The following is a 19,073-nucleotide window of genomic DNA, read 5'->3' as shown; positions in this document are numbered from 1 at the left end:
TTAGCCGATGACCATCGGGATGTTTTTGTACAACTGGATGATGTATTCCATGAACGTCTGCACGATCCACGGACCACCGATGATCAACGTCACCAGCATCACCAGCAGACGCGGGAGGAAGCTCAGGGTCTGTTCGTTGATCTGCGTAGCGGCCTGGAACATCGCCACCAGCAAGCCGACCAACAGGCTCGGCACTACCAGAATCGCGACCATCAATGTGGTCAGCCAAAGGGCTTCACGAAAGATATCGACCGCAACTTCCGGCGTCATGGCGAGACACCTCCAAAACTGCTGGCCAGGGTGCCGATGATCAGCGCCCAGCCATCAACCAGCACGAACAGCATGATTTTGAACGGCAGCGAGATGATCAGCGGCGACAGCATCATCATACCCATCGCCATCAGCACACTGGCCACGACGAGGTCGATGATCAGGAACGGAATGAAGATCATGAAGCCGATCTGGAACGCGGTTTTAAGCTCGGAGGTGACGAACGCCGGCACCAGAATGGTCAGCGGCGCCTGATCCGGCGTGGCAATGTCGGTGCGCTTGGACAAGCGCATGAACAGCTCCAGATCGCTGGTGCGGGTCTGGGCGAGCATGAAGTCCTTGATCGGCACCTGGGCCTTTTCGACCGCTTGCTGGGCGGTAAGGGTTTCCGCCAGATACGGTTGCAGCGCGTCCTTGTTCACCCGGTCGAACACCGGGGCCATGATGAACATGGTGAGGAACAGCGCCATGCCGGTGAGGATTTGGTTCGACGGCGTCTGTTGCAGACCGAGGGCCTGACGCAGGATCGAGAAGACAATGATGATCCGGGTGAAACTGGTCATCAGAATCACGGCCGCTGGAATGAAGCTCAGGGCAGTCATGATCAGCAGGATCTGCAGACTGACCGAATACTCCTGCGCGCCATCGGCGTTGGTGCCTAGCGTGATCGCCGGGATCGACAACGGATCGGCGGCGAATGCCAGCGGCGCGGCCAGCAACAGGGCCAGCGTCAAGACGATGCGTAACGCACCCATTACTTCTTATCCTTCTGATCCTTGCCGAGAATCTTCAGCAGATGCTGGGCAAATTCCGGGGTCGCTTTCTCGCTGGTATTCGGCACCTCGACCGGCTCTTTGAGCACATGCAGCGCGGTGATGGTGCCGGGGCTGAGGCCGAGCAGAATCTGCTCGTTGCCGACCTGCACCAGCAGCAAACGGTCACGCGGGCCGAGCGCGCGCGAACCGATCAGCTCGATCACCTGGCCCTTGCCTGCCGGACCTGCCTGCTGCACCCGGCGCAACAGCCAGGCGAGGAAGAAGATCAACCCCAGCACCAGCAACAGGCCGAACACCAGTTGCGTCAGTTGCCCGGCCACGCCGCTGTTGACCATCGGCGCGGTGGCGGCTGGCACTGTGGTCGCCGTTGAAGGCTCGGCGGCCAGCACGCTCAATGGCAATGCCAGCAAAGCCCAGAGAAACCGTTTCACTCAGCGCAGCTTCTTGATGCGTTCGCTTGGGCTGATCACGTCAGTCAGGCGGATGCCGAACTTCTCGTTGACCACAACTACTTCACCGTGCGCAATCAGCGTGCCGTTAACCAGCACGTCGAGCGGCTCACCGGCCAGACGATCAAGCTCGATTACCGAACCCTGGTTGAGTTGCAGCAGGTTGCGAATGTTGATGTCGGTGCTGCCGACTTCCATCGAGATCGACACCGGGATGTCGAGAATCACGTCCAGGTTCGGGCCATCGAGGGTCACCGGGTCGTTGTTCTTCGGCACGCTGCCGAACTCTTCCATCGGCAGGCGCGAGCCGCTGGATGCGTCAGCCGCCAGCAGCGCGTCGATGTCAGCTTGACCATCACCGGTTTCTTCCAGGGCCGCAGCCCATTCGTCAGCCAGTGCCTGGTCGTCCTGGGCGTTCATATCGTCGTTCATCATTTGTCCTCGGCGGGCAAAAATTCAGTTAAATGCTTGGGGTAGGAGCGCCGTTTCAGCGACGCTCGATCGGCTCGATCACTTGCAACGCGAGGTTGCCTTTGTGCGAGCCCATCTTGACCTTGAAGGCCGGCACGCCGTTGGCGCGCATGATCATGTCTTCCGGCATTTCGACCGGGATCACGTCACCCGGCTGCATGTGCAGGATGTCGCGCAGTTTCAACTGGCGGCGCGCCACGGTGGCGCCGATGGGTACGTCGACATCGAGGACGTCCTGACGCAGCGCGTTGACCCAGCGCTCGTCCTGATCGTCGAGGTCGGACTGGAAACCGGCGTCGAGCATTTCGCGCACCGGCTCGATCATCGAGTACGGCATGGTCACGTGCAGGTCGCCGCCGCCGCCATCGAGTTCGATGTGGAACGTGGAGACCACGATCGCTTCGCTCGGGCCGACGATGTTGGCCATGGCCGGGTTCACTTCCGAGTTGATGTACTCGAAATTGACTTCCATGATCGCCTGCCAGGCTTCTTTCAAATCGACGAAAGCCTGCTCCAGCACCATGCGCACCACACGCAGTTCGGTCGGGGTGAATTCACGCCCTTCGATCTTGGCGTGACGGCCGTCGCCGCCGAAGAAGTTGTCCACCAGTTTGAACACCAGTTTGGCGTCAAGAATGAACAGCGCGGTGCCGCGTAATGGTTTGATCTTGACCAGGTTGAGGCTGGTCGGTACGTACAACGAATGCACGTATTCGCCGAACTTCATCACCTGCACGCCACCGACGGCAACGTCCGCCGAGCGGCGCAGCATGTTGAACATGCTGATGCGGGTATAGCGGGCAAAACGCTCGTTGATCATTTCCAGAGTCGGCATGCGTCCACGGACGATGCGGTCCTGACTGGTCAGGTCGTAGCTTTTGACACTGCCGGGTTCGGCAGCGTTATCGGTCTGTACCAGACCATCGTCGACGCCATGCAACAGCGCGTCGATTTCATCCTGGGACAGCAGATCCTGCACGGCCATGTCGTGTTCCTACTGCAGTACGAAATTAGTGAAAAGCAACTGTTCGATCACAACTTTGCCCAGCTCTTTCTGCGCCACTTCCTGGACGCTGGCGGTGGCCTTCTGGCGCAACATCTCCTGGCCGACCGGGGTCGCCAAGGTGGCGAAATCCTGACCGGAGAAGAGCATCACCAGGTTGTTGCGGATCACCGGCATGTGCACTTTGAGCGCTTCCAGATCGGCCTGATTACGCGCCAGCATGGTGATGCTCACCTGCATGTAGCGCTGACGGCCGTTCTGGTTGTAGTTGGCGACAAAGGCCGGCGCCATCGGCTCGAAAATCGCCGGCTGCTTGCCGACAGGCGCTGCATCAGCGGCTTCGGCAGGCTTGCTCTGAGCGCTGTGCATGAAGAACCAGGTCGCCCCCACGGACGCGCCAATGGCCAGCAGCAACGCCAGCACGATCACAATGATCAGCTTGAGTTTGCCTTTGGTTGCGGGGTCTTTCACTGCTGCTGTTTCGCTCTTCGCCATGCCAATAATCCGTCACTAATCGGGTTTTCACAGTCGCACGGCAAGGCAAGAGCAAGTGTTATGCCAGAAGTGTCGGCCGTAGCGCAGACAACGCTAAAGTCAAAGGCACCCTCACCCCAGCCCTCTCCCGGAGGGAGAGGGGGCCGACCGAGGCGTCTTGCGTTAAACATCGACCTGCAAGACCGAGTCGATTATGGATTCACAGCAGCAGTATCCGGTCGGCGCACTTCGCAAGCATCCCCCCAATCAGTCCCCTATCCCACCGGGAGAGGGCTAGGGTGAGGGTTTTCAGGGGGCCGACCGAGGTGTAAGACGTCAAACACCGACCTGAAAGACCAAGTCGATTATGGATTCACAACAGGAATATCCGGTCGGCGTACTTCGCAAGCATCCCCCAATCAGTCCCCTCTCCCTCTGGGAGAGGGCTAGGGTGAGGGTTTTCAGGGGGCCGACCGAGATGTCAGACGCCAAACATCGACCTGAAAGACCGAGTCGATTAGAGATTCACAGCAGAAGTATCAGGTCGGCGTACTTCAAGAGCATCCCCCAATCAGTCAGTCCCCTCTCCCTCCGGGAGAGGGCTAGGCGGGCGGCGTTCCGATGAGGGGCTCTTGATTTTGATCAGGCGTAATAGTCGACCGCGCTGCTGCCAATCACGCTGGTGGTTTGAGCGGCGGCTTCAGCAATGGTTGCAGGCGCCAATTCGTCATCCGCCGAATCGAGGCGACCGCCGGCCGCGCTGGTGCGACCACTCTGGCCCTGCTGCGCCTGTTCCTGACCTTGTTGCCCCTGCCAGCCACGGTTCTGGTCGGAGACATTGACGTCGACCTGACCCATGCCCTGCTGGTTGAACATTTCGCGCAGGCGATGCATCTGGCCGTCCAGCGCTTCTCGCACGCTTGGATGCGCGCTCATAAAGGTCACTTGGGTCTGCTGGTCCGGAACCATGTTGACGCGAATATCCAATCGCCCCAGTTCAGCCGGCTGCAGCTGAATGTCCGCCGCCTTCAGATTGGCACTCGACAGATACATGACGCGATTGACCACTTCTTCAGTCCAGCCGCTCTGGTGCATGGCGATCGGCTGATTCACCGGTACCGCGTTCGCTGTCTTCGGCGTGGCCGCCTGCGTCAGTGCCGCCAGACGGTTGGCGAAGTCATCGACGCGGGTATCGCTGGTCGCAGTCTTGAGATCTTTGAGGCCCTCGTCGATCAAGCCGCTGAACGCTTTGTCACCACCCTGGCTGGTGCTGTCCTTGTCGGCTTGCACGTCGAGCATACTGGCCATGCCGGCGGCGAAGGTTTGCGCGGAAGTCAATTCACCGTCGGCCTGAGCCTGAGCCGGCGACGCTTTCGGTTGCGCCTGGCTGGCGGCGGAAATGTGCCCGCCCTGCTCCATCGCCATGCGCACGGCCGGCATCGAGTCGAGCGGGTCGGCCGAAGGGTCGAAATCGCTGTCGGTGGCCGGTGCCGGATCTTTGACCGTCCCCGGCAGAGCGGCAAGCGCAGGTGTTTCGGCTTCAGGCTGGGCACTCGCGACGACCGCCGGAGTCTGCACAACTGGCGCCGTGACTACCGGCTGCACAGCGGTTGCCAATGCCGGATCAAGCGTCGGATCAACCGGCGCCGCGTCTACCACTGGCGTCTGGGCGGTGTCTGTGTTGTCGTCGCTGCTGGCGCTGCTGTCATCGGTCGCTGCGGTTTTGTCGGCAGGCAAGTCGTTGCCGCTATCGGCAACCGCCGGCTGTGCAGCGGCAGACTGATCTTTGCCGATGTCCTTTTTGCCGCTGTTGTCAGCGACCTTGTCGCGCGCCGACTTTGGCGAATTGTCAGCGGTGGCGACAGGCTTGCTCGACCCCTGATCGGCGAACACTTTAGCGAAGCTTGAGGCTTTATCCCCGGTGTCTACGGCCATAGCCGACGATTTGGCCGAGGCAGCTTGCGCCTTGGCCTGAGCGGCATTCTGAAGAAGGATGTTGGGGGTCGCAGGCATGAAACGGTCTCCGCTGCACTGGGATCGTAGGTACAGTTGCAGAGATAACTGCAAGTGCCGGGCCAGTTTTGCCCGGCGTTCGTAAAAAGCGCCGGACGGCGGGATCAGTGCGTGTGAGCAGGATGTTTTTCGCTTTCATAAACCGGGCGAACTTCAGCAAATTCGCCACTGATCTGAGCGACCAGTTTGACTATTTCCGCCGGGCTCTTATTTTTGGCTTCCGACTCCAGCTCCTGGCAGAGCGCCGCCAAACGGACAGCCCCCATGTTGCTGGCGCTGCCCTTGAAGCTGTGGGCAACTTCCGACAAGGCCTTGGCATCCACCGCTTTTCGCAGATCAACCAAGCGACTTTCGGAATCCGTCAGAAAGGTATCCAGCAGCTCTGGATAACCATCCTCCATCACATCGCGCAGTACGCTCAGCGCCTCGCGATCAATATGTGTGTCAGTCACTTGTTCACTCCTTGATCAAGAATTGCGCGAATTATGCCTCAACCTCCCAGGAAAACTCCACGCGGGCACTACGACCTTCGTCCGACCAACTGGCGTTATGCCCCAATTGCCGGACCAGACTGACGCCGCGCCCCGACAAACGGATACCGTCCAGCGGCCTTTCCATGACTCGCGCCACATCAAAACCCTTGCCGCTGTCCTCAACGCGAATCACCAGCCGGCCGCCCTCGCCTTGTGGCTGCACCTGCAGATGCACACGGACAAAGCCATCCTGCAGCGCCTCCAGCCGATCGTTGCGCTGCTGATAATAGCGAGCAAAACCCGCCGCATCGCGCTTGAGGCTGGAGTCCAGACCCAGCACGCCATGTTCCAGTGCATTGGAATACAACTCGGCCAGCACGCTGTACAAAGCACCACTCTGCGCCCGCAACCCATGCACCTCAAGCAGCAACTGCAACAGGTACGGCAACGGATTGAAGCGCTTGAGCGTGGCGCCACGAAACTCGAAGCTCACCGACCAGTCGAGCGGACACGACTGGCCGCTGTCGGAATACACCGGCGCCGACGGTTTGACCTGCGCCGGCTCCAGCAGGCTGACCTCGACCATGCTGACATCGTCGCGCGCCTCGCCGCGAAAATCCCGCAGCGCCTGCTCGATATCCTCGAACAAGCGATCCGGCTCGCGGTTGGCGGCGAACACCTGCTGCAAACGCTCTACGCCGAACAGTTGATCACTGGCGTCACTGGTGTCGATCACCCCGTCGGACAACAGAAACACCCGATCACCGACAGCCATCGGATGCACTTCCGTACGATCATCGAACGCCTGTGCACTGAGCACCCCCAACGGCAAGTGCCGCGCGGCCAGCGGCACACGCTCACCACTGGCGATCCGATGCAGATAGCCGTCAGGCATGCCGCCGTTCCACACTTCGACCGAACGCCGCTGAAAACTCAGGCACAGCAACGTGGCGCAGCAGAACATGTCCACCGGCAGGATGCGTTTGAGCTTGGCGTTCATCTCGCGCAGGGTTTCCGCCAGGCCGTAGCCCTTGGCGGTCATGCCATAGAACACCTCGGCCAGGGGCATCGCCCCGACGGCTGCCGGCAGGCCATGGCCAGTGAAATCGCCTAACAGCACATGCATGTCACCTGCCGGCGTGTAGGCCGCCAGCAGCAGGTCACCGTTGAACAAGGCATAGGGCGATTGCAGGTAGCGGATGTTCGGCGCACTCAGGCAACCGGAATGCGCCACTTTGTCGAAAACGGCTTTGGCCACACGTTGTTCGTTGAGCAGGTAATCATGGTGTTTGGCGATCAGGTCGCGCTGCTGCAGCACGGTTGCCTGCAAGCGGCGCAAGCGATCCATCGCCTTGATTTTGGCGGCGAGGATCACCTGGTTGTAAGGCTTCGCCAGAAAGTCGTCGCCACCGGTCTCCAGACAACGGGCCAGCGCTTCGCTTTCGGTCAGCGACGTGAGGAAGATGATCGGCACCAGCGTCTCGCCCGCCAGCGCCTTGATCTGCCGCGCGGCTTCGAAGCCGTCCATGACCGGCATCATCGCGTCCATCAAGACCAGATCGGGTTGCTGCCGGCGAAACAGATCGACCGCTTCGGCACCGTTGGCCGCCGTCAAGACGTTATGGCCCTGACGACGGACGATGGTCGACAGCAACAGGCGATCGGCGGCGCTGTCTTCGGCGATCAACAGGGTCAGCGGCTCTTGCGCCTGCATGGCCGTCAACTGATGTCGAAGAGTTTGTCGAAATTGGAGATGGCGAGGATCTTGCGCACATCGGAGTTGCTGTTGACGACTCGCACGTCCGAATTATCGCCACCGGCGTGATCCCGCAGCAGGAGCAGCATGCCCAGTGCGGAACTGTCGAGGTAGGTGGCCTCTTTCAGATCGACCACGATGGACTCAGGTTTCTTTTGGAGTCGCTCATAGGACTCGCGAAACTCCTGATGGCGCCCGAAATCGAACCGCCCCCTGACCGAGATCGTCAGTTTGTGACCATCCGGAGAGACTTCTGTAACGACTGACATTGACTGGCTTCCTTGTCATTGACGAACCTGTACAAGGTTTAGCACTTGCACAGGGTTGCGGCAAGGTTAGAAGACAGATCAAAAGATCGCAGCCTTCGGCAGCTCCTACACTGATCCTCTGTAGTAGCTGCCGAAGGCTGCGATCTTTTGATCTTGCTTTAAAACGGATTCTGTCGCGGCAAACGCTGTGACAATTCATCGAGCAACTTCTGCTCGCGCTTGTCTTCGAGACGTTGCGCCTCTTCGCGATAACGCTGCACCAGTTTGCGCAAACCTTCGACCTTGGCGAACGCCTGTTGCCATTCCTCACGCGCCTTGTCGAGTTTGTTCTGGTGCCAGACCAGACTCTGGCGCTGCTGGTCGACGGCGGTGTCGAGTTGCGCCAGAAAGCCCTGAAAACCGAGCAGCCATTGCCCGCTCACGCCAGTGCTGCCGCGCACGATCCATTGCTGCGAGTAATCCAGACGAAAGGCATTGAGGTCGGCGAGTTTGCTTTCTGCGACTTTGACCTGTCCCTGAAAATAGCCCAGCCGTTGCACGGCGGTTTTCTCGGCCTGTTCGGCCATGTCCACCACCGGAGCCAGGCGCGCAGCGCGGCTGACGGCCATGGCCGGTTACCCGCCCGCCGCAGGGGCGAACAAGGTCTCGAGATAGGCCTGGCTTTCACCCATGTTGATTTTGTCGTTGAGGCCCTGACGCTGGTAGCGCACCAACTGCGGTTGCAGGGAAATCGCCAGATCGGTCTCGCGGTCGCCGCCGGCAACGTAGGCGCCGACACTGATCAGATCGCGGCTCTGCTGATAACGCGACCACAACTGTTTGAAGTACTGCGCGCGCTGCATGTGTTCCGGCGAAACCACCGCAGGCATTACCCGGCTGATCGACGCTTCGATGTCGATGGCCGGATAGTGCCCTTCCTCGGCCAGACGCCGGGACAGCACGATATGACCATCAAGTACGCCTCGAGCCGAGTCGGCAATCGGATCCTGCTGGTCATCGCCTTCGGACAACACCGTATAGAACGCGGTAATCGAACCACCGCCCTTCTCCGCATTACCGGCACGCTCAACCAGTTTCGGCAATTTGGCGAACACCGACGGCGGATACCCCTTGGTTGCCGGCGGTTCGCCGATGGCCAAGGCGATTTCCCGCTGCGCCTGGGCGAAACGGGTCAGCGAATCCATCAGCAGCAGGACGTTCTTGCCCTTGTCGCGGAAATACTCGGCAATTCGCGTGCAATACATGGCGGCGCGCAGGCGCATCAGCGGCGCATCGTCCGCAGGGGATGCGACGACCACGGAACGCTTGAGACCTTCTTCACCGAGGATGTGCTCGATGAATTCCTTAACTTCTCGACCCCGCTCACCGATCAGGCCAACGACGATAATGTCGGCCTCGGTGAAGCGGGTCATCATGCCCAGCAACACCGATTTACCGACACCGGTACCGGCGAACAGCCCCAAACGCTGGCCGCGACCGACCGTCAGCAAACCGTTGATGCAACGGATACCAACGTCCAGCGGTACGCTGATCGGGTCACGGTTGAGCGGGTTGATCGTCGGGCCGTCCATTGGCACCCAGTCTTCGGCCTTCATCCCGCCCTTGCCGTCCAGCGCACGACCGGCGCCGTCGAGCACGCGCCCGAGCATGCTCATGCCCATCGGCAAGCGACCGGTATCAGCCAGTGGCACCACACGGGCGCCCGGGGCAATACCAGCGACGCTGCCGACCGGCATCAGGAAGACTTTGCTGCCGGAAAAGCCCATGACCTCCGCTTCGACCTGGGACGGGTGATAGCTGTCGTCATTGATTACCAGGCAACGCGTGCCCATGGCGGCGCGCAGGCCTTCGGCTTCGAGAGTGAGGCCGACCATGCGCAGCAGGCGACCTTCAAGAATCGGCGCGCCGGCAATCTCGGTGGCCTCAGCGTAAGTGCTCAGGCGCTTGGCGAAACTGGTGCGTTCAAGGCGCATCGGGTTCGTCCGCGAGCGGCTCTTCAGGCGAGGCCGCCGGTTTTACGTCTTCGGGAATGTCCAGAGTCAGATCCGCCTCGGCCGGGTGCAACGCCTGCTCGTGCAACTGATCGAACAGTTTAGCCATGACCTGAGCGACACGGGTTTCGATGCTGGCATCGATGCGGCTGTGCTCGGTTTCAACCCGGCAGCCACCCGGCAACAGCGCTTCGTCTTCGACAATGCGCCAGGTTTCCTCATGACGTTCGCGCAAAGCCTTGGCCTGCTCGAAGTCCTGCGGATTGACGTACAGGCGCACATTGTCGACGCCCAGCGGCAACAGCTTGAGCGCATCGCGCATGACGTGTTCGATCTGGCTGGAATCGATGGCCAGCTCACGCTTGATCACCTGTTTGGTGATGTGCTGCACGAGGTCGACCAGTGATTTCTCAATCTGGGTGTCTTGCTCGGCGATCGGCTCGAACAGGTTCGCCATCAGTTGCTCAAGGCTGGCCAGCTTCGCCGCTAACGCCACTTCAGCTTCCTGACGAACCTTGAGCGTGGCGCTGTGAAAGCCTTCTTTCTCGCCGATGCCGAAGCCCTCGTTGTAAGCCTCCTGACGGATGCTTTCGAGTTCTTCCAGGGTCAGTGGCTGGACTTCTTCCAGCGGCACCTCTTCCATTTCCGGCGGTTCGGGTTCCGGCTCTGGCTCGGGTTCCGGTTTCGGCGGATCGAAGCTGGGCATGGCCCAGGATTCGAAACCACGGACATCGCGGGCACGGATCAGATCCGTCACATCGTCGTCGTGCTTGTCCATGGGCTTAGATCATTTCCTCGCCACCTTTGCCACCGAGTACGATCTCGCCGGCTTCGGCCATACGACGGGCAATGGTGAGGATTTCTTTCTGCGCGGTTTCGACATCGCTGACGCGCACCGGGCCTTTGGCCTCGAGGTCGTCGCGCAACAGTTCGGCAGCACGTTTGGACATGTTCTTGAAAATCTTCTCTTTGACGCCTTCGTCCGAACCCTTGAGGGCCAGCACCAGCACGTCCGAGGACACTTCGCGCAGCAACGCCTGAATGCCACGGTCGTCGACATCGGCGAGGTTGTTGAACACGAACATGAGGTCTTCGATCTGACCGGACAGGTCTTCGTCGACTTCGCGGATCGAATCCATGAGCTGGCCTTCGATCGAGCTGTCGAGGAAGTTCATGATGTCTGCCGCACGCTTGATGCCACCCAAGGTGGTGCGCGAGGCATTCGAGTTGCCGGAGAACTGCTTCTCGAGAATCTGGTTGAGCTCTTTCAGTGCTGCTGGCTGTACGGTGTTCAATGACGAGACGCGCAGGATGATGTCCAGACGCACCTTGTGGTCGAAGTTGCCCAGCACTTCACCGGCCTGATCCGGGTCGAGGTACGCCACCACGATCGCCTGAATCTGCGGGTGTTCGTAACGGATCACGTCGGCAACGGCGCGCGGCTCCATCCATTTCAGGCTGTCGAGGCCACTGGTGTTGCCACCGAGCAGGATGCGGTCGATCAGGCCGTTGGCCTTGTCTTCACCCAGGGCCTGGGTGAGCATTTTGCGCACGTAGTCGTCGGAACCGACGCCGAGGCTGGTCTGGTCGCCGACGATATCGACGAACTCGCTCATGACCTGCTCGACCTGCTCGCGATGGACGTTGCCCATCTGGGCCATGGCCACGCCGACACGCTGAACCTCTTTCGGGCCCATGTGGCGCAGCACTTGTGCGGCGTCGGTCGAACCCAGGGACAGCAGCAGAATCGCGGCTTTGTCGACCTTGGTCAGTTTGACGGTAGCGGCTCGGTTATCACTCATCTGCGTTAATCCACTCTTTCACGACCTGAGCCACGCGACCCGGATCCTCGGCCACCAGACTCTTGATTGCATTCAGTTGCGCGTCATAACCCTCACTTGGGCTCGGCAACAGAATGCTCTGCGGACCACCGAGGCTTACGCGGTCGTTGGCCAGGTCGCCGTCCAGGCCGCCCATCCCACCGAGTTCCACGTCGCTGCCAAGACCGGCCAGCTCCTTGCCTTTGCCGCCGCCGGTGATGTTGTTGAGCACCGGACGCAGCACACCAAACACCAGCACCAGGATGAACAACACACCCAGCACTTGTTTGACGATGTCCCAGAACCATGGCTGGGAGTAGAACGGAATATCGGCAATCACTTCGCCGCGCTCGGCGGAGAACGGCATGTTGATCACGCTGACGCTGTCGCCACGGCTGGCGTCGAAACCGACGGCGTCCTGGACCAGACGGGTGAAACGCGCCAATTCGTCGGCGCTCCACGGCGCGCGTGTGGTTTCGCCGTTGGCCGCGTTGACCTTGACCTGATCGTCGACCACCACCGACACCGACAGACGATTCAGGCGACCCTGCTGCTGTTTGGTGTGGCTGATGGAACGGTCGAGCTCGAAGTTCTTGGTCGATTGTTGACGCTTGTCTGCCGGGTATGGCGCGAGCATCGGCTGGCCGGTGGCCGGGTCCATGATCTGCTGACCGTTGGCATCAACCAACGGCTGGCCTGGCTGTACCATAGCGGCCGGCGCTGCGGCGCCACCGGTGGTTTGCGGCGCCGAGGCTGGCGACGGCGGCTGGTTGCTCAGGGCACCTGGCACACCTTGCGGGCCATTGCTGGCGGTGCGTTGTTCGTTGACCGACTGCTCGCTGCGCAACGCCGGTTGATCCGGGTTGAACTGCTCGGCAGTCGACTCGACGGCATTGAAATCGATGTCGGCCGAGACCTCAGCCTTGTAGCGATCATTGCCCAATACCGGCTGCAGAATGTTGTGCACGCGCTGGGTGAGCATGCTTTCCATGCGGCGGCTGTAATCGAACTGCTTGCCGGCCATGGTCATTTCGGAGTTCTCCGCCTGATCAGAGAGCAGGTTGCCCTTCTGGTCGACGACGGTGATCTGCGACTTGCTCAATTCAGGAACGGAGGTGGCCACCAGGTTGATGATCGCCACCACCTGACCCGGCTCCAGCGAACGACCGGAATACAACTCGACCAAAACCGAAGCACTTGGCTTGCGTTCATCTCGCACGAACACCGAACTCTTCGGAATCGCCAGGTGCACGCGGGCGCCCTTGACGTTGTTCAGGCTGGAGATGGTCCGCGCCAGTTCACCTTCGAGGCCACGACGGTAGCGCGTCGCTTCCATGAACTGGCTGGTGCCCAGCCCCTGTTCCTTGTCGAGGATTTCAAAACCGATGTTGCCGTCGCTGGGAGTGACACCAGCAGCGGCGAGTTTCATCCGCGCACGGGACAGGTCATCGGCCTTGACCAGCAAGGCGCCGGAGTTCGGTTCGACGGTGTAAGGAATGTCAGCAGAGGCCAGGGTGTCCATGACCTGCTTGGCGTCCATGCCGGCAAGGCTGCCGTACAACGGACGGTAATCCGGCTGCTGCGACCACAGCACCACGGCAAAGCCAATCGCCACGCTCGCAGCCAGGCCGACCAACAGGCCCACCTGACGCAGCATGGTCATCTCGGAGAGGTTTTCCAGGAAGGACAGGCCGAACAGCGGCGGTTTGCCGTCTATCGGGGTGGCCTTGGCCGGAACGTTATCGGCGACTGCTTCTGCCATGACTCAATCTCGTCCTTAAACCGGCATCTGCATGATGTCTTGATAAGCCTGAACCAGCTTGTTGCGCACCTGGGTCAGAGCCTGGAACGACACGCTGGCTTTTTGCGAAGCGATCATCACGTCCGTCAGATCGACGCCGCTCTTGCCCACTTCAAAGGCGTTGGCCAACTGAGTCGACGCGGTCTGGGTATCGCTGACCTTGTTGATCGCCTGACCGAGCATGTCGGAAAAGCTGCTGCCTCCCAACTCAGGGACAGCGGTCGTCGATTTCGGCGCAGACATGGCATCCAGCTTCATGGCCTTCATGTCTGTCATCAACCGATTAAATTCAATACCTTGGCTCATGGTCTACTCTCTTGGGCGGCCCGCAATTTTTTGACACTCACTCGGCGGGTACACAGGTATTAGCAACAAGGGTGCCAGCTCATGGGCACCCCTTTCAGAAAAGCGTTTTCAAATCGTTGCGCCAGACGTCAGGTGGCGAACAGATAACCTTCGACGTCCATCCCGGCATCGCGCATTTGCGCCAGCTTGTAGCGCAGGGTGCGCGGGCTGATACCGAGCTTTTCCGCCGCTTCCTTTCGTCGGCCGCGCTCGGCGCGCAGGGTGTCGATGATCATCTGAAACTCCCGGCGCCGCAGGTCATCGCCCAGTGCACCGGCGGAATCCGCTTCGATTTCCACCTCGCGAAGCAGCGCTGAGGTCGGCGCGGCGACGGGCATCGCGGTGTACGTCACGGGACCGGCCAGACAGAAATCCTGCGGCTGAATCAAACCGCCCTGCTGCAAGATCAGCGCACGCTGAATGGCGTTATCCAGCTCACGCACATTGCCCGGCCACGGGTAAGCGGTCAGGCAAGCTTGCGCGTCAGGCGAGAGTTTCGCCGCCGCGTGCTTCATTTTATTGACGTGTTTGGCCAGCAACCTTTCGGCCAGCGGCAGGATATCGGCAGTGCGCTCGCGAAGTGGACGCCAGGCCAAGGGGAAAACCGACAAACGGTAAAAAAGATCCTCACGGAAACGCCCCGCCGCCACTTCGCCCGCCAGATCGCGGTTGGTGGTAGCAACCACGCGAATATCCAGGGCAATCGGTTTACGTGCCCCGACGCGCTCGACCTCGCGCTCCTGCAACACGCGCAGCAGTTTGGCTTGCAGGCCGAGGGGCATTTCGGAGATTTCGTCGAGCAACAGCGTGCCACCGTCTGCCTGCTCGAACTTGCCGGCTTGTGCGGCAATGGCGCCGGTGAACGAACCCTTCTCGTGGCCGAACAACGTGGCTTCGAGCATGTTGTCCGGGATCGCCGCACAGTTGATCGCAATGAACGGCTGGCTGGCGCGATGGGATTGCTGGTGAATGTAGCGCGCCAACACTTCTTTACCGGTGCCGGATTCGCCGGAGATCAGCACTGTCGAATCGCTGCGCGCCACCCGCGCTGCCAGCTCCAGCAACTGCGCACTGGCCGGCTCGACGGCCACCGGACCGTCGCCGTCGCTCGTGCCAATACTGCCTAGCGCATGCCGCGCCACCAGATCCAGCAAGGCCTTGGGTTCAAACGGCTTGACCAGATAGTCGGCCGCGCCCTGGCGCATCGCATCGACCGCACGCTCGACCGCGCCGTGCGCCGTCATCAGCAACACCGGCAATTGCGGTTGGCGGGCCCGCAACAGCGAGAGCAACTGGTGACCGTCCATGCCCGGCATGTTGACGTCGCTGACCACCAGATTGAACGCCTCACGCGCCACCGCCGTCAGCGCGTCTTCAGCGCAGCCGACCGCGTGGTAATCGTGCCCGGCCAGCAACAACGTATCGGCCAGCGCCTCGCGCAATGAGCGGTCATCCTCGACCAGCAAAACCTTGATGCCCATGTCTTTTACTCAGCTCCGTGTACAGCGGAAAACAGCGGCAGGATCACCTGCGCGCACGTGCCGCGCCCAACCCGCGAACGCAGCAGCAATTCTCCCTGATGCGCACGGGCCACAGCCTTGACCACGGTCAGGCCGAGGCCGGTGCCGGTGACTTTGGTGGTAAAAAATGGCTCGCCGAGCCGCGCCAGAACCGCAGGCTCGATGCCGCTGCCACTGTCGCTGATACTCAGATGCAGGTTGTTGTCACGGGTGTAGCAATGCACTTTCAGGCGGACGTCGCCGACACTGGCCTGAATGGCGTTTTCGATCAGGTTCAGCAGCGCTCCGACCAGCGTGTCGCGGTTGCACAGCAGCTCGCCGGCATGACTGTCGCACTGCCAGCGGATGGGCAGATCCTGGACGTGCGTCAGCGCCGCCGCTTGCAGTGCCTGCATTAAGGTATTCGGGGTCAGGCGATCGGTCAGCGGCAACTCGCCGCGAGCGAACACCAGCATGTCGCGCACCTGGTGCTCCAGCTCGTGCAGGCGCTCTTTCAGGCGCCCGGCGAAACGCTGCTGGGTAGCGACCGGCAATTGCTGCTCAGTCAAATGACTGGCATAGAGCAAAGCAGCGGATAGCGGAGTGCGGATCTGATGGGCCAGCGAGGCGACCATGCGCCCCAGTGAGGACAAGCGCTCGTGGCGTGCCAGTTGATCTTGCAGATGACGGGTTTCTGTCAGGTCATTGAGCAGCACCAGCTGCCCCGGCTCGGCATCCAGCGAACGGGTGGCGATCGACAGGCGTCGACCATTTTTCAAGGAAACTTCATGACCGTCGTCTTCACGCGGGGCAAAGCAACGCGCAATCACATGGCGCCACAGCTCGCCCTCGAGCGGCAAGCCGAGCAGTTCGATAGCGGCAGGATTAGATTCGCGCACCATGCCGTGACCGTCGATGACGATGACGCCACCGGGCAACAGATCAAGGAGGTTTTGCAGGCGGTTGGCCAAGCGTTCTTTTTCCGCCAGCTCCTGCATGCGCTGGGCACTGACGACTGCGAGCTCACCCTTGAGCTCGGTTACCCGTGCCTCAAGCATGCTGTAGGAGTCCGTCAGTTGGCTGGACATCTGGCTGAACAGCTCGAATGCCTGCTCCAGGCCCTGTCGGCTTGCCTGCTCTACGGAGGACGGCTGCCCCTCGGGACTGGAGGCAGTAGACATCTGGGCGTGGGGCATTGTGCTTTCTCGCTTGGCTGACCGTCAGTTAAACGGAACGTTGCGAGGGCTGTAGCAATACCCGTGCCTAAAAAAAACTGCTTATAAATGAAGCAGTTGAAAAACAGGCGTCAATCCTCCGCCTGTTCATCTCCATCGCGCCGGCTCATGCCGTACTTGCGCATCTTCTCCACCAGGGTGGTGCGACGGATACGCAGGCGTTCAGCCGCACGCGCCACAATGCCATTGGCATCGTCCAGCGCCTGCTGAATCAGGCCTTGCTCCAGACCACCGAGGTAGTCTTTCAGGTCCAGGCCTTCCGGCGGCAGCATGGCGTTGGCGGTGAAGTCCGGCGTATGGCCGTTGATCGCTACGCGCTCTTCGAGATCGCTGCGCAGGCTGTCGACCATTTGCTCGTCTTCGTCGTCGACGTAGCGGAATTTCTTCGGCAGCTCGACCACGCCGATCACCCCGTACGGATGCATGATCGCCATGCGCTCCACCAGGTTGGCCAGCTCGCGGACGTTGCCCGGCCAGCCGTGACGGCACAGCGACATGATCGCTGCCGAGTTGAAGCGGATCGAACCGCGCTTCTCGTGTTCCATGCGCGAGATCAGTTCGTTCATCAGCAAAGGAATGTCTTCGACGCGCTCACGCAGCGGCGCCATCTCGATCGGGAACACGTTCAGGCGATAGTAAAGGTCTTCGCGGAAGGTGCCGATCTCGATCATGCTTTCGAGATTCTTGTGGGTCGCGGCGATGATGCGCACATCGACGCTCTGAGTCTTGTTGCTGCCCACGCGCTCGAAGGTGCGCTCCTGCAGGACGCGCAGCAGCTTGACCTGCATCGGCAGCGGCATGTCGCCGATTTCGTCGAGGAACAGGGTCCCGCCATTGGCCAGTTCGAAGCGGCCGGCACGGCTGGTGATCGCGCCGGTAAAGGCGCCCTTCTCGTGACCGAACAATTCGCTTTCGAGCAGCTCTGCCGGGATCGCCCCGCAGTTGACCGGCACGAATGGTGCGTCGCGGCGCTTGGAATGGTAATGCAGGTTGCGCGCAACCACTTCCTTGCCAGTGCCGGACTCACCGAGGATCAGTACGCTGGCATCGGTGTCGGCGACTTGCTGCATCATCTGGCGCACGTGCTGAATCGCACGGCTGGTGCCGACAAGACTGCGGAACAGATTGGGTTCGCGATGACGACCGCGCTCGCGTGCCTGGTCGTACATCTCGCGATAGACCTGGGCACGGTGCAGGGAGTCGAGCAATTTGCTGTAGCTGGGAGGCATTTCGAGGGTCGAAAGCACTCGGCGACGCTGGTCTTCAGGCAAGTCAACGGAAGAATTATCGCCCATCAACAAAACCGGAAGGAACTCATCCCAGGTTGAGAGTGTCTTTAGCAAGCCCAAAAGCGCACCAGGAGCATTAACGGTCCCGATCAGTACGCAAATGACCTCACGACTAGACGACAAAGAGCCGACTGCCTGCTGCCAGTCATGGCTGCCGCAGGGTAAATTTTCTTCGCCAAGAAAATTTAGAATCACCGCCAGGTCGCGGCGGCGGACGCTATCGTCATCGATCAGCAGAATTTTGGTTTCACGCCACATGCAATAGCAACTTCCCTAGTCAACTCAATGCCCAAAATAAGGGGCAAGCGAGACGCTTGCAGGACACCATGTGCCTGTAGACGCCTGAAATCTGAAAACAGCCACTAGTTAAGTCAAAAAACCGTGCACAGTCAAATTTATGGCGCACATGTCTGGATTAACTGGGGGTTAATTAACCAAACAGATGGTAAACCTTTGCCGCCTTTTGCGCTTGGGTGATCTGCGACATCTCGTTGGCTATCGCCTGCCGCTCACCCATGGCCACCTCGAGAAGCTCCTTGTAGACGTGGAGCAACTCCTCAAGGTTGTCGCGCAACGCGACCTCGTCCAGCGCAGCCTCAGCCATGACGTCTTCCATGCAGGAACGGCAAGCCAGATCCAGTTCACCAATGGCTTCCCAATTGCGTTCAGCGAGGGCAGTAACCAACGCTTCTCGGGTATCGGCGATTCGCTGCAATACAAGACTCATGACGATCTCCTTTAAAACTGCGGAGCAGGCACAGGGGCAATAGCATCCCAGCCTTCCTTGACCGTGCTCAGCAAGCCGGCAACCTCATCAAGAATGCGCAGGTCGCTGCTGATGTTCGCCTCGGCGAGGCGCTTCATCATGTAGATATACAGCCCATCCAGATCAGCCAGGGTATCTGCGCTGTTTTCCAGATCAAGGCCTTCACGCAGACCGCTGACAATGCCAATCGCCTTGCTGATCGAAGTGCATTTGCCAGGAATGTCCTTGCGCTCGATGGCGCCTTTGGCCTGAGCGATACGGGCCAGACCACCTTCCATCAACATTTGCACCAGACGGTGCGGGCTCGCTTCGGATGTCTGAGCGTGTGCGCCGACTTTCTGATACTGCCGAAGGGCTAACATCGGATTCATGT

Annotated in this window: 21 protein-coding genes; all 21 read right to left on the bottom strand. The window is 60.3% G+C overall.

Annotated features, from left to right (window positions below):
* On the bottom strand, positions 1–270 hold the full coding sequence (gene fliQ, locus AC0ZWN_RS24935) for a flagellar biosynthesis protein FliQ (protein ID WP_038363854.1): 270 nt from the start codon (positions 268–270) through the stop codon (positions 1–3).
* Entirely contained in the window at positions 267–1,025 is a 759-nt protein-coding gene (gene fliP / locus AC0ZWN_RS24930) for a flagellar type III secretion system pore protein FliP (RefSeq protein WP_095050183.1), read from the bottom strand. The genes fliQ and fliP overlap by 4 nt, the downstream gene beginning before the upstream one ends.
* A complete protein-coding gene (gene fliO, locus AC0ZWN_RS24925; protein WP_093439747.1) occupies positions 1,025–1,477 on the bottom strand; it encodes a flagellar biosynthetic protein FliO in 453 nt (150 codons plus the stop codon). The genes fliP and fliO overlap by 1 nt, the downstream gene beginning before the upstream one ends.
* Entirely contained in the window at positions 1,478–1,927 is a 450-nt protein-coding gene (fliN, locus tag AC0ZWN_RS24920; RefSeq protein ID WP_008077656.1) for a flagellar motor switch protein FliN, read from the bottom strand. It abuts the gene before it with no gap.
* A gap of 55 nt (positions 1,928–1,982) precedes the next feature.
* Complete coding sequence (fliM, locus tag AC0ZWN_RS24915) at positions 1,983–2,951, bottom strand: flagellar motor switch protein FliM (protein WP_003222890.1); 969 nt, start codon at positions 2,949–2,951, stop codon at positions 1,983–1,985.
* A gap of 9 nt (positions 2,952–2,960) precedes the next feature.
* Positions 2,961–3,464, bottom strand: a complete 504-nt coding sequence (gene fliL / locus AC0ZWN_RS24910) for a flagellar basal body-associated protein FliL (protein ID WP_007920033.1) — start codon at positions 3,462–3,464, stop codon at positions 2,961–2,963.
* Between the two features lie 621 nt (positions 3,465–4,085).
* On the bottom strand, positions 4,086–5,456 hold the full coding sequence (locus tag AC0ZWN_RS24905) for a flagellar hook-length control protein FliK (RefSeq protein ID WP_476336993.1): 1,371 nt from the start codon (positions 5,454–5,456) through the stop codon (positions 4,086–4,088).
* 104 nt (positions 5,457–5,560) lie between these two features.
* The gene (locus AC0ZWN_RS24900) at positions 5,561–5,908 is read right to left on the bottom strand and encodes an Hpt domain-containing protein (protein ID WP_093439737.1); all 348 of its coding nucleotides are present in this window, start codon (positions 5,906–5,908) and stop codon (positions 5,561–5,563) included.
* A 31-nt stretch (positions 5,909–5,939) separates the two neighbouring features.
* Entirely contained in the window at positions 5,940–7,643 is a 1,704-nt protein-coding gene (locus AC0ZWN_RS24895; protein ID WP_476336990.1) for an ATP-binding SpoIIE family protein phosphatase, read from the bottom strand.
* A 5-nt stretch (positions 7,644–7,648) separates the two neighbouring features.
* Positions 7,649–7,954, bottom strand: a complete 306-nt coding sequence (locus tag AC0ZWN_RS24890; RefSeq protein ID WP_095050179.1) for an STAS domain-containing protein — start codon at positions 7,952–7,954, stop codon at positions 7,649–7,651.
* Between the two features lie 158 nt (positions 7,955–8,112).
* On the bottom strand, positions 8,113–8,562 hold the full coding sequence (gene fliJ / locus AC0ZWN_RS24885) for a flagellar export protein FliJ (protein WP_093439724.1): 450 nt from the start codon (positions 8,560–8,562) through the stop codon (positions 8,113–8,115).
* 6 nt (positions 8,563–8,568) lie between these two features.
* Positions 8,569–9,927, bottom strand: coding sequence for a flagellar protein export ATPase FliI (fliI, locus tag AC0ZWN_RS24880; protein WP_093439720.1), 1,359 nt, complete (start codon positions 9,925–9,927; stop codon positions 8,569–8,571).
* Positions 9,917–10,723, bottom strand: a complete 807-nt coding sequence (fliH, locus tag AC0ZWN_RS24875; RefSeq protein ID WP_476336987.1) for a flagellar assembly protein FliH — start codon at positions 10,721–10,723, stop codon at positions 9,917–9,919. Before fliH ends, fliI begins: the two co-directional genes overlap by 11 nt.
* A gap of 4 nt (positions 10,724–10,727) precedes the next feature.
* Entirely contained in the window at positions 10,728–11,747 is a 1,020-nt protein-coding gene (gene fliG / locus AC0ZWN_RS24870; protein WP_016771079.1) for a flagellar motor switch protein FliG, read from the bottom strand.
* Entirely contained in the window at positions 11,740–13,527 is a 1,788-nt protein-coding gene (gene fliF, locus AC0ZWN_RS24865; protein WP_095050177.1) for a flagellar basal-body MS-ring/collar protein FliF, read from the bottom strand. Before fliF ends, fliG begins: the two co-directional genes overlap by 8 nt.
* A 15-nt stretch (positions 13,528–13,542) precedes the next feature.
* Complete coding sequence (gene fliE / locus AC0ZWN_RS24860; protein WP_007920044.1) at positions 13,543–13,872, bottom strand: flagellar hook-basal body complex protein FliE; 330 nt, start codon at positions 13,870–13,872, stop codon at positions 13,543–13,545.
* Positions 13,873–14,000: 128 nt separating this feature from the next.
* Positions 14,001–15,392: a sigma-54-dependent transcriptional regulator gene (locus AC0ZWN_RS24855; RefSeq protein ID WP_476336984.1), complete on the bottom strand. Its 1,392-nt coding sequence runs from the start codon at positions 15,390–15,392 to the stop codon at positions 14,001–14,003.
* A 5-nt stretch (positions 15,393–15,397) separates the two neighbouring features.
* Complete coding sequence (locus tag AC0ZWN_RS24850; protein WP_175559666.1) at positions 15,398–16,591, bottom strand: sensor histidine kinase; 1,194 nt, start codon at positions 16,589–16,591, stop codon at positions 15,398–15,400.
* A gap of 125 nt (positions 16,592–16,716) precedes the next feature.
* Positions 16,717–18,192 carry a sigma-54 dependent transcriptional regulator gene (locus AC0ZWN_RS24845; protein WP_007920053.1) on the bottom strand — a complete coding sequence of 492 codons (1,476 nt, stop codon included), beginning with the start codon at positions 18,190–18,192 and terminating at the stop codon, positions 16,717–16,719.
* A 172-nt stretch (positions 18,193–18,364) separates the two neighbouring features.
* Complete coding sequence (fliT, locus tag AC0ZWN_RS24840; RefSeq protein WP_016984299.1) at positions 18,365–18,661, bottom strand: flagellar protein FliT; 297 nt, start codon at positions 18,659–18,661, stop codon at positions 18,365–18,367.
* An 11-nt stretch (positions 18,662–18,672) separates the two neighbouring features.
* Positions 18,673–19,071 (bottom strand): flagellar export chaperone FliS, encoded by a 399-nt coding sequence (fliS, locus tag AC0ZWN_RS24835; protein WP_093439698.1) that lies wholly within the window; start codon positions 19,069–19,071, stop codon positions 18,673–18,675.
* Positions 19,072–19,073 lie beyond the last annotated feature (2 nt).

The sequence above is a fragment of the Pseudomonas sp. 3B-A001-10F genome (assembly GCF_056313565.1).
This window is presented reverse-complemented; position numbering and strand designations above follow the sequence as displayed.

What these genes read in the sequence shown, in the direction of transcription:
- fliQ (WP_038363854.1), bottom strand. Translation starts at nt 270, where the DNA reads ATGACGCCGGAAGTTGCGGTCGATATCTTTCGTGAAGCCCTTTGGCTG.
- fliP (WP_095050183.1), bottom strand. Translation starts at nt 1,025, where the DNA reads ATGGGTGCGTTACGCATCGTCTTGACGCTGGCCCTGTTGCTGGCCGCG.
- fliN (WP_008077656.1), bottom strand. Translation starts at nt 1,927, where the DNA reads ATGAACGACGATATGAACGCCCAGGACGACCAGGCACTGGCTGACGAA.
- fliM (WP_003222890.1), bottom strand. Translation starts at nt 2,951, where the DNA reads ATGGCCGTGCAGGATCTGCTGTCCCAGGATGAAATCGACGCGCTGTTG.
- fliL (WP_007920033.1), bottom strand. Translation starts at nt 3,464, where the DNA reads ATGGCGAAGAGCGAAACAGCAGCAGTGAAAGACCCCGCAACCAAAGGC.
- AC0ZWN_RS24905 (WP_476336993.1), bottom strand. Translation starts at nt 5,456, where the DNA reads ATGCCTGCGACCCCCAACATCCTTCTTCAGAATGCCGCTCAGGCCAAG.
- AC0ZWN_RS24895 (WP_476336990.1), bottom strand. Translation starts at nt 7,643, where the DNA reads ATGCAGGCGCAAGAGCCGCTGACCCTGTTGATCGCCGAAGACAGCGCC.
- AC0ZWN_RS24890 (WP_095050179.1), bottom strand. Translation starts at nt 7,954, where the DNA reads ATGTCAGTCGTTACAGAAGTCTCTCCGGATGGTCACAAACTGACGATC.
- fliJ (WP_093439724.1), bottom strand. Translation starts at nt 8,562, where the DNA reads ATGGCCGTCAGCCGCGCTGCGCGCCTGGCTCCGGTGGTGGACATGGCC.
- fliI (WP_093439720.1), bottom strand. Translation starts at nt 9,927, where the DNA reads ATGCGCCTTGAACGCACCAGTTTCGCCAAGCGCCTGAGCACTTACGCT.
- fliH (WP_476336987.1), bottom strand. Translation starts at nt 10,723, where the DNA reads ATGGACAAGCACGACGACGATGTGACGGATCTGATCCGTGCCCGCGAT.
- fliG (WP_016771079.1), bottom strand. Translation starts at nt 11,747, where the DNA reads ATGAGTGATAACCGAGCCGCTACCGTCAAACTGACCAAGGTCGACAAA.
- fliF (WP_095050177.1), bottom strand. Translation starts at nt 13,527, where the DNA reads ATGGCAGAAGCAGTCGCCGATAACGTTCCGGCCAAGGCCACCCCGATA.
- fliE (WP_007920044.1), bottom strand. Translation starts at nt 13,872, where the DNA reads ATGAGCCAAGGTATTGAATTTAATCGGTTGATGACAGACATGAAGGCC.
- AC0ZWN_RS24855 (WP_476336984.1), bottom strand. Translation starts at nt 15,392, where the DNA reads ATGGGCATCAAGGTTTTGCTGGTCGAGGATGACCGCTCATTGCGCGAG.
- AC0ZWN_RS24850 (WP_175559666.1), bottom strand. Translation starts at nt 16,591, where the DNA reads ATGTCTACTGCCTCCAGTCCCGAGGGGCAGCCGTCCTCCGTAGAGCAG.
- AC0ZWN_RS24845 (WP_007920053.1), bottom strand. Translation starts at nt 18,192, where the DNA reads ATGTGGCGTGAAACCAAAATTCTGCTGATCGATGACGATAGCGTCCGC.
- fliT (WP_016984299.1), bottom strand. Translation starts at nt 18,661, where the DNA reads ATGAGTCTTGTATTGCAGCGAATCGCCGATACCCGAGAAGCGTTGGTT.
- fliS (WP_093439698.1), bottom strand. Translation starts at nt 19,071, where the DNA reads ATGAATCCGATGTTAGCCCTTCGGCAGTATCAGAAAGTCGGCGCACAC.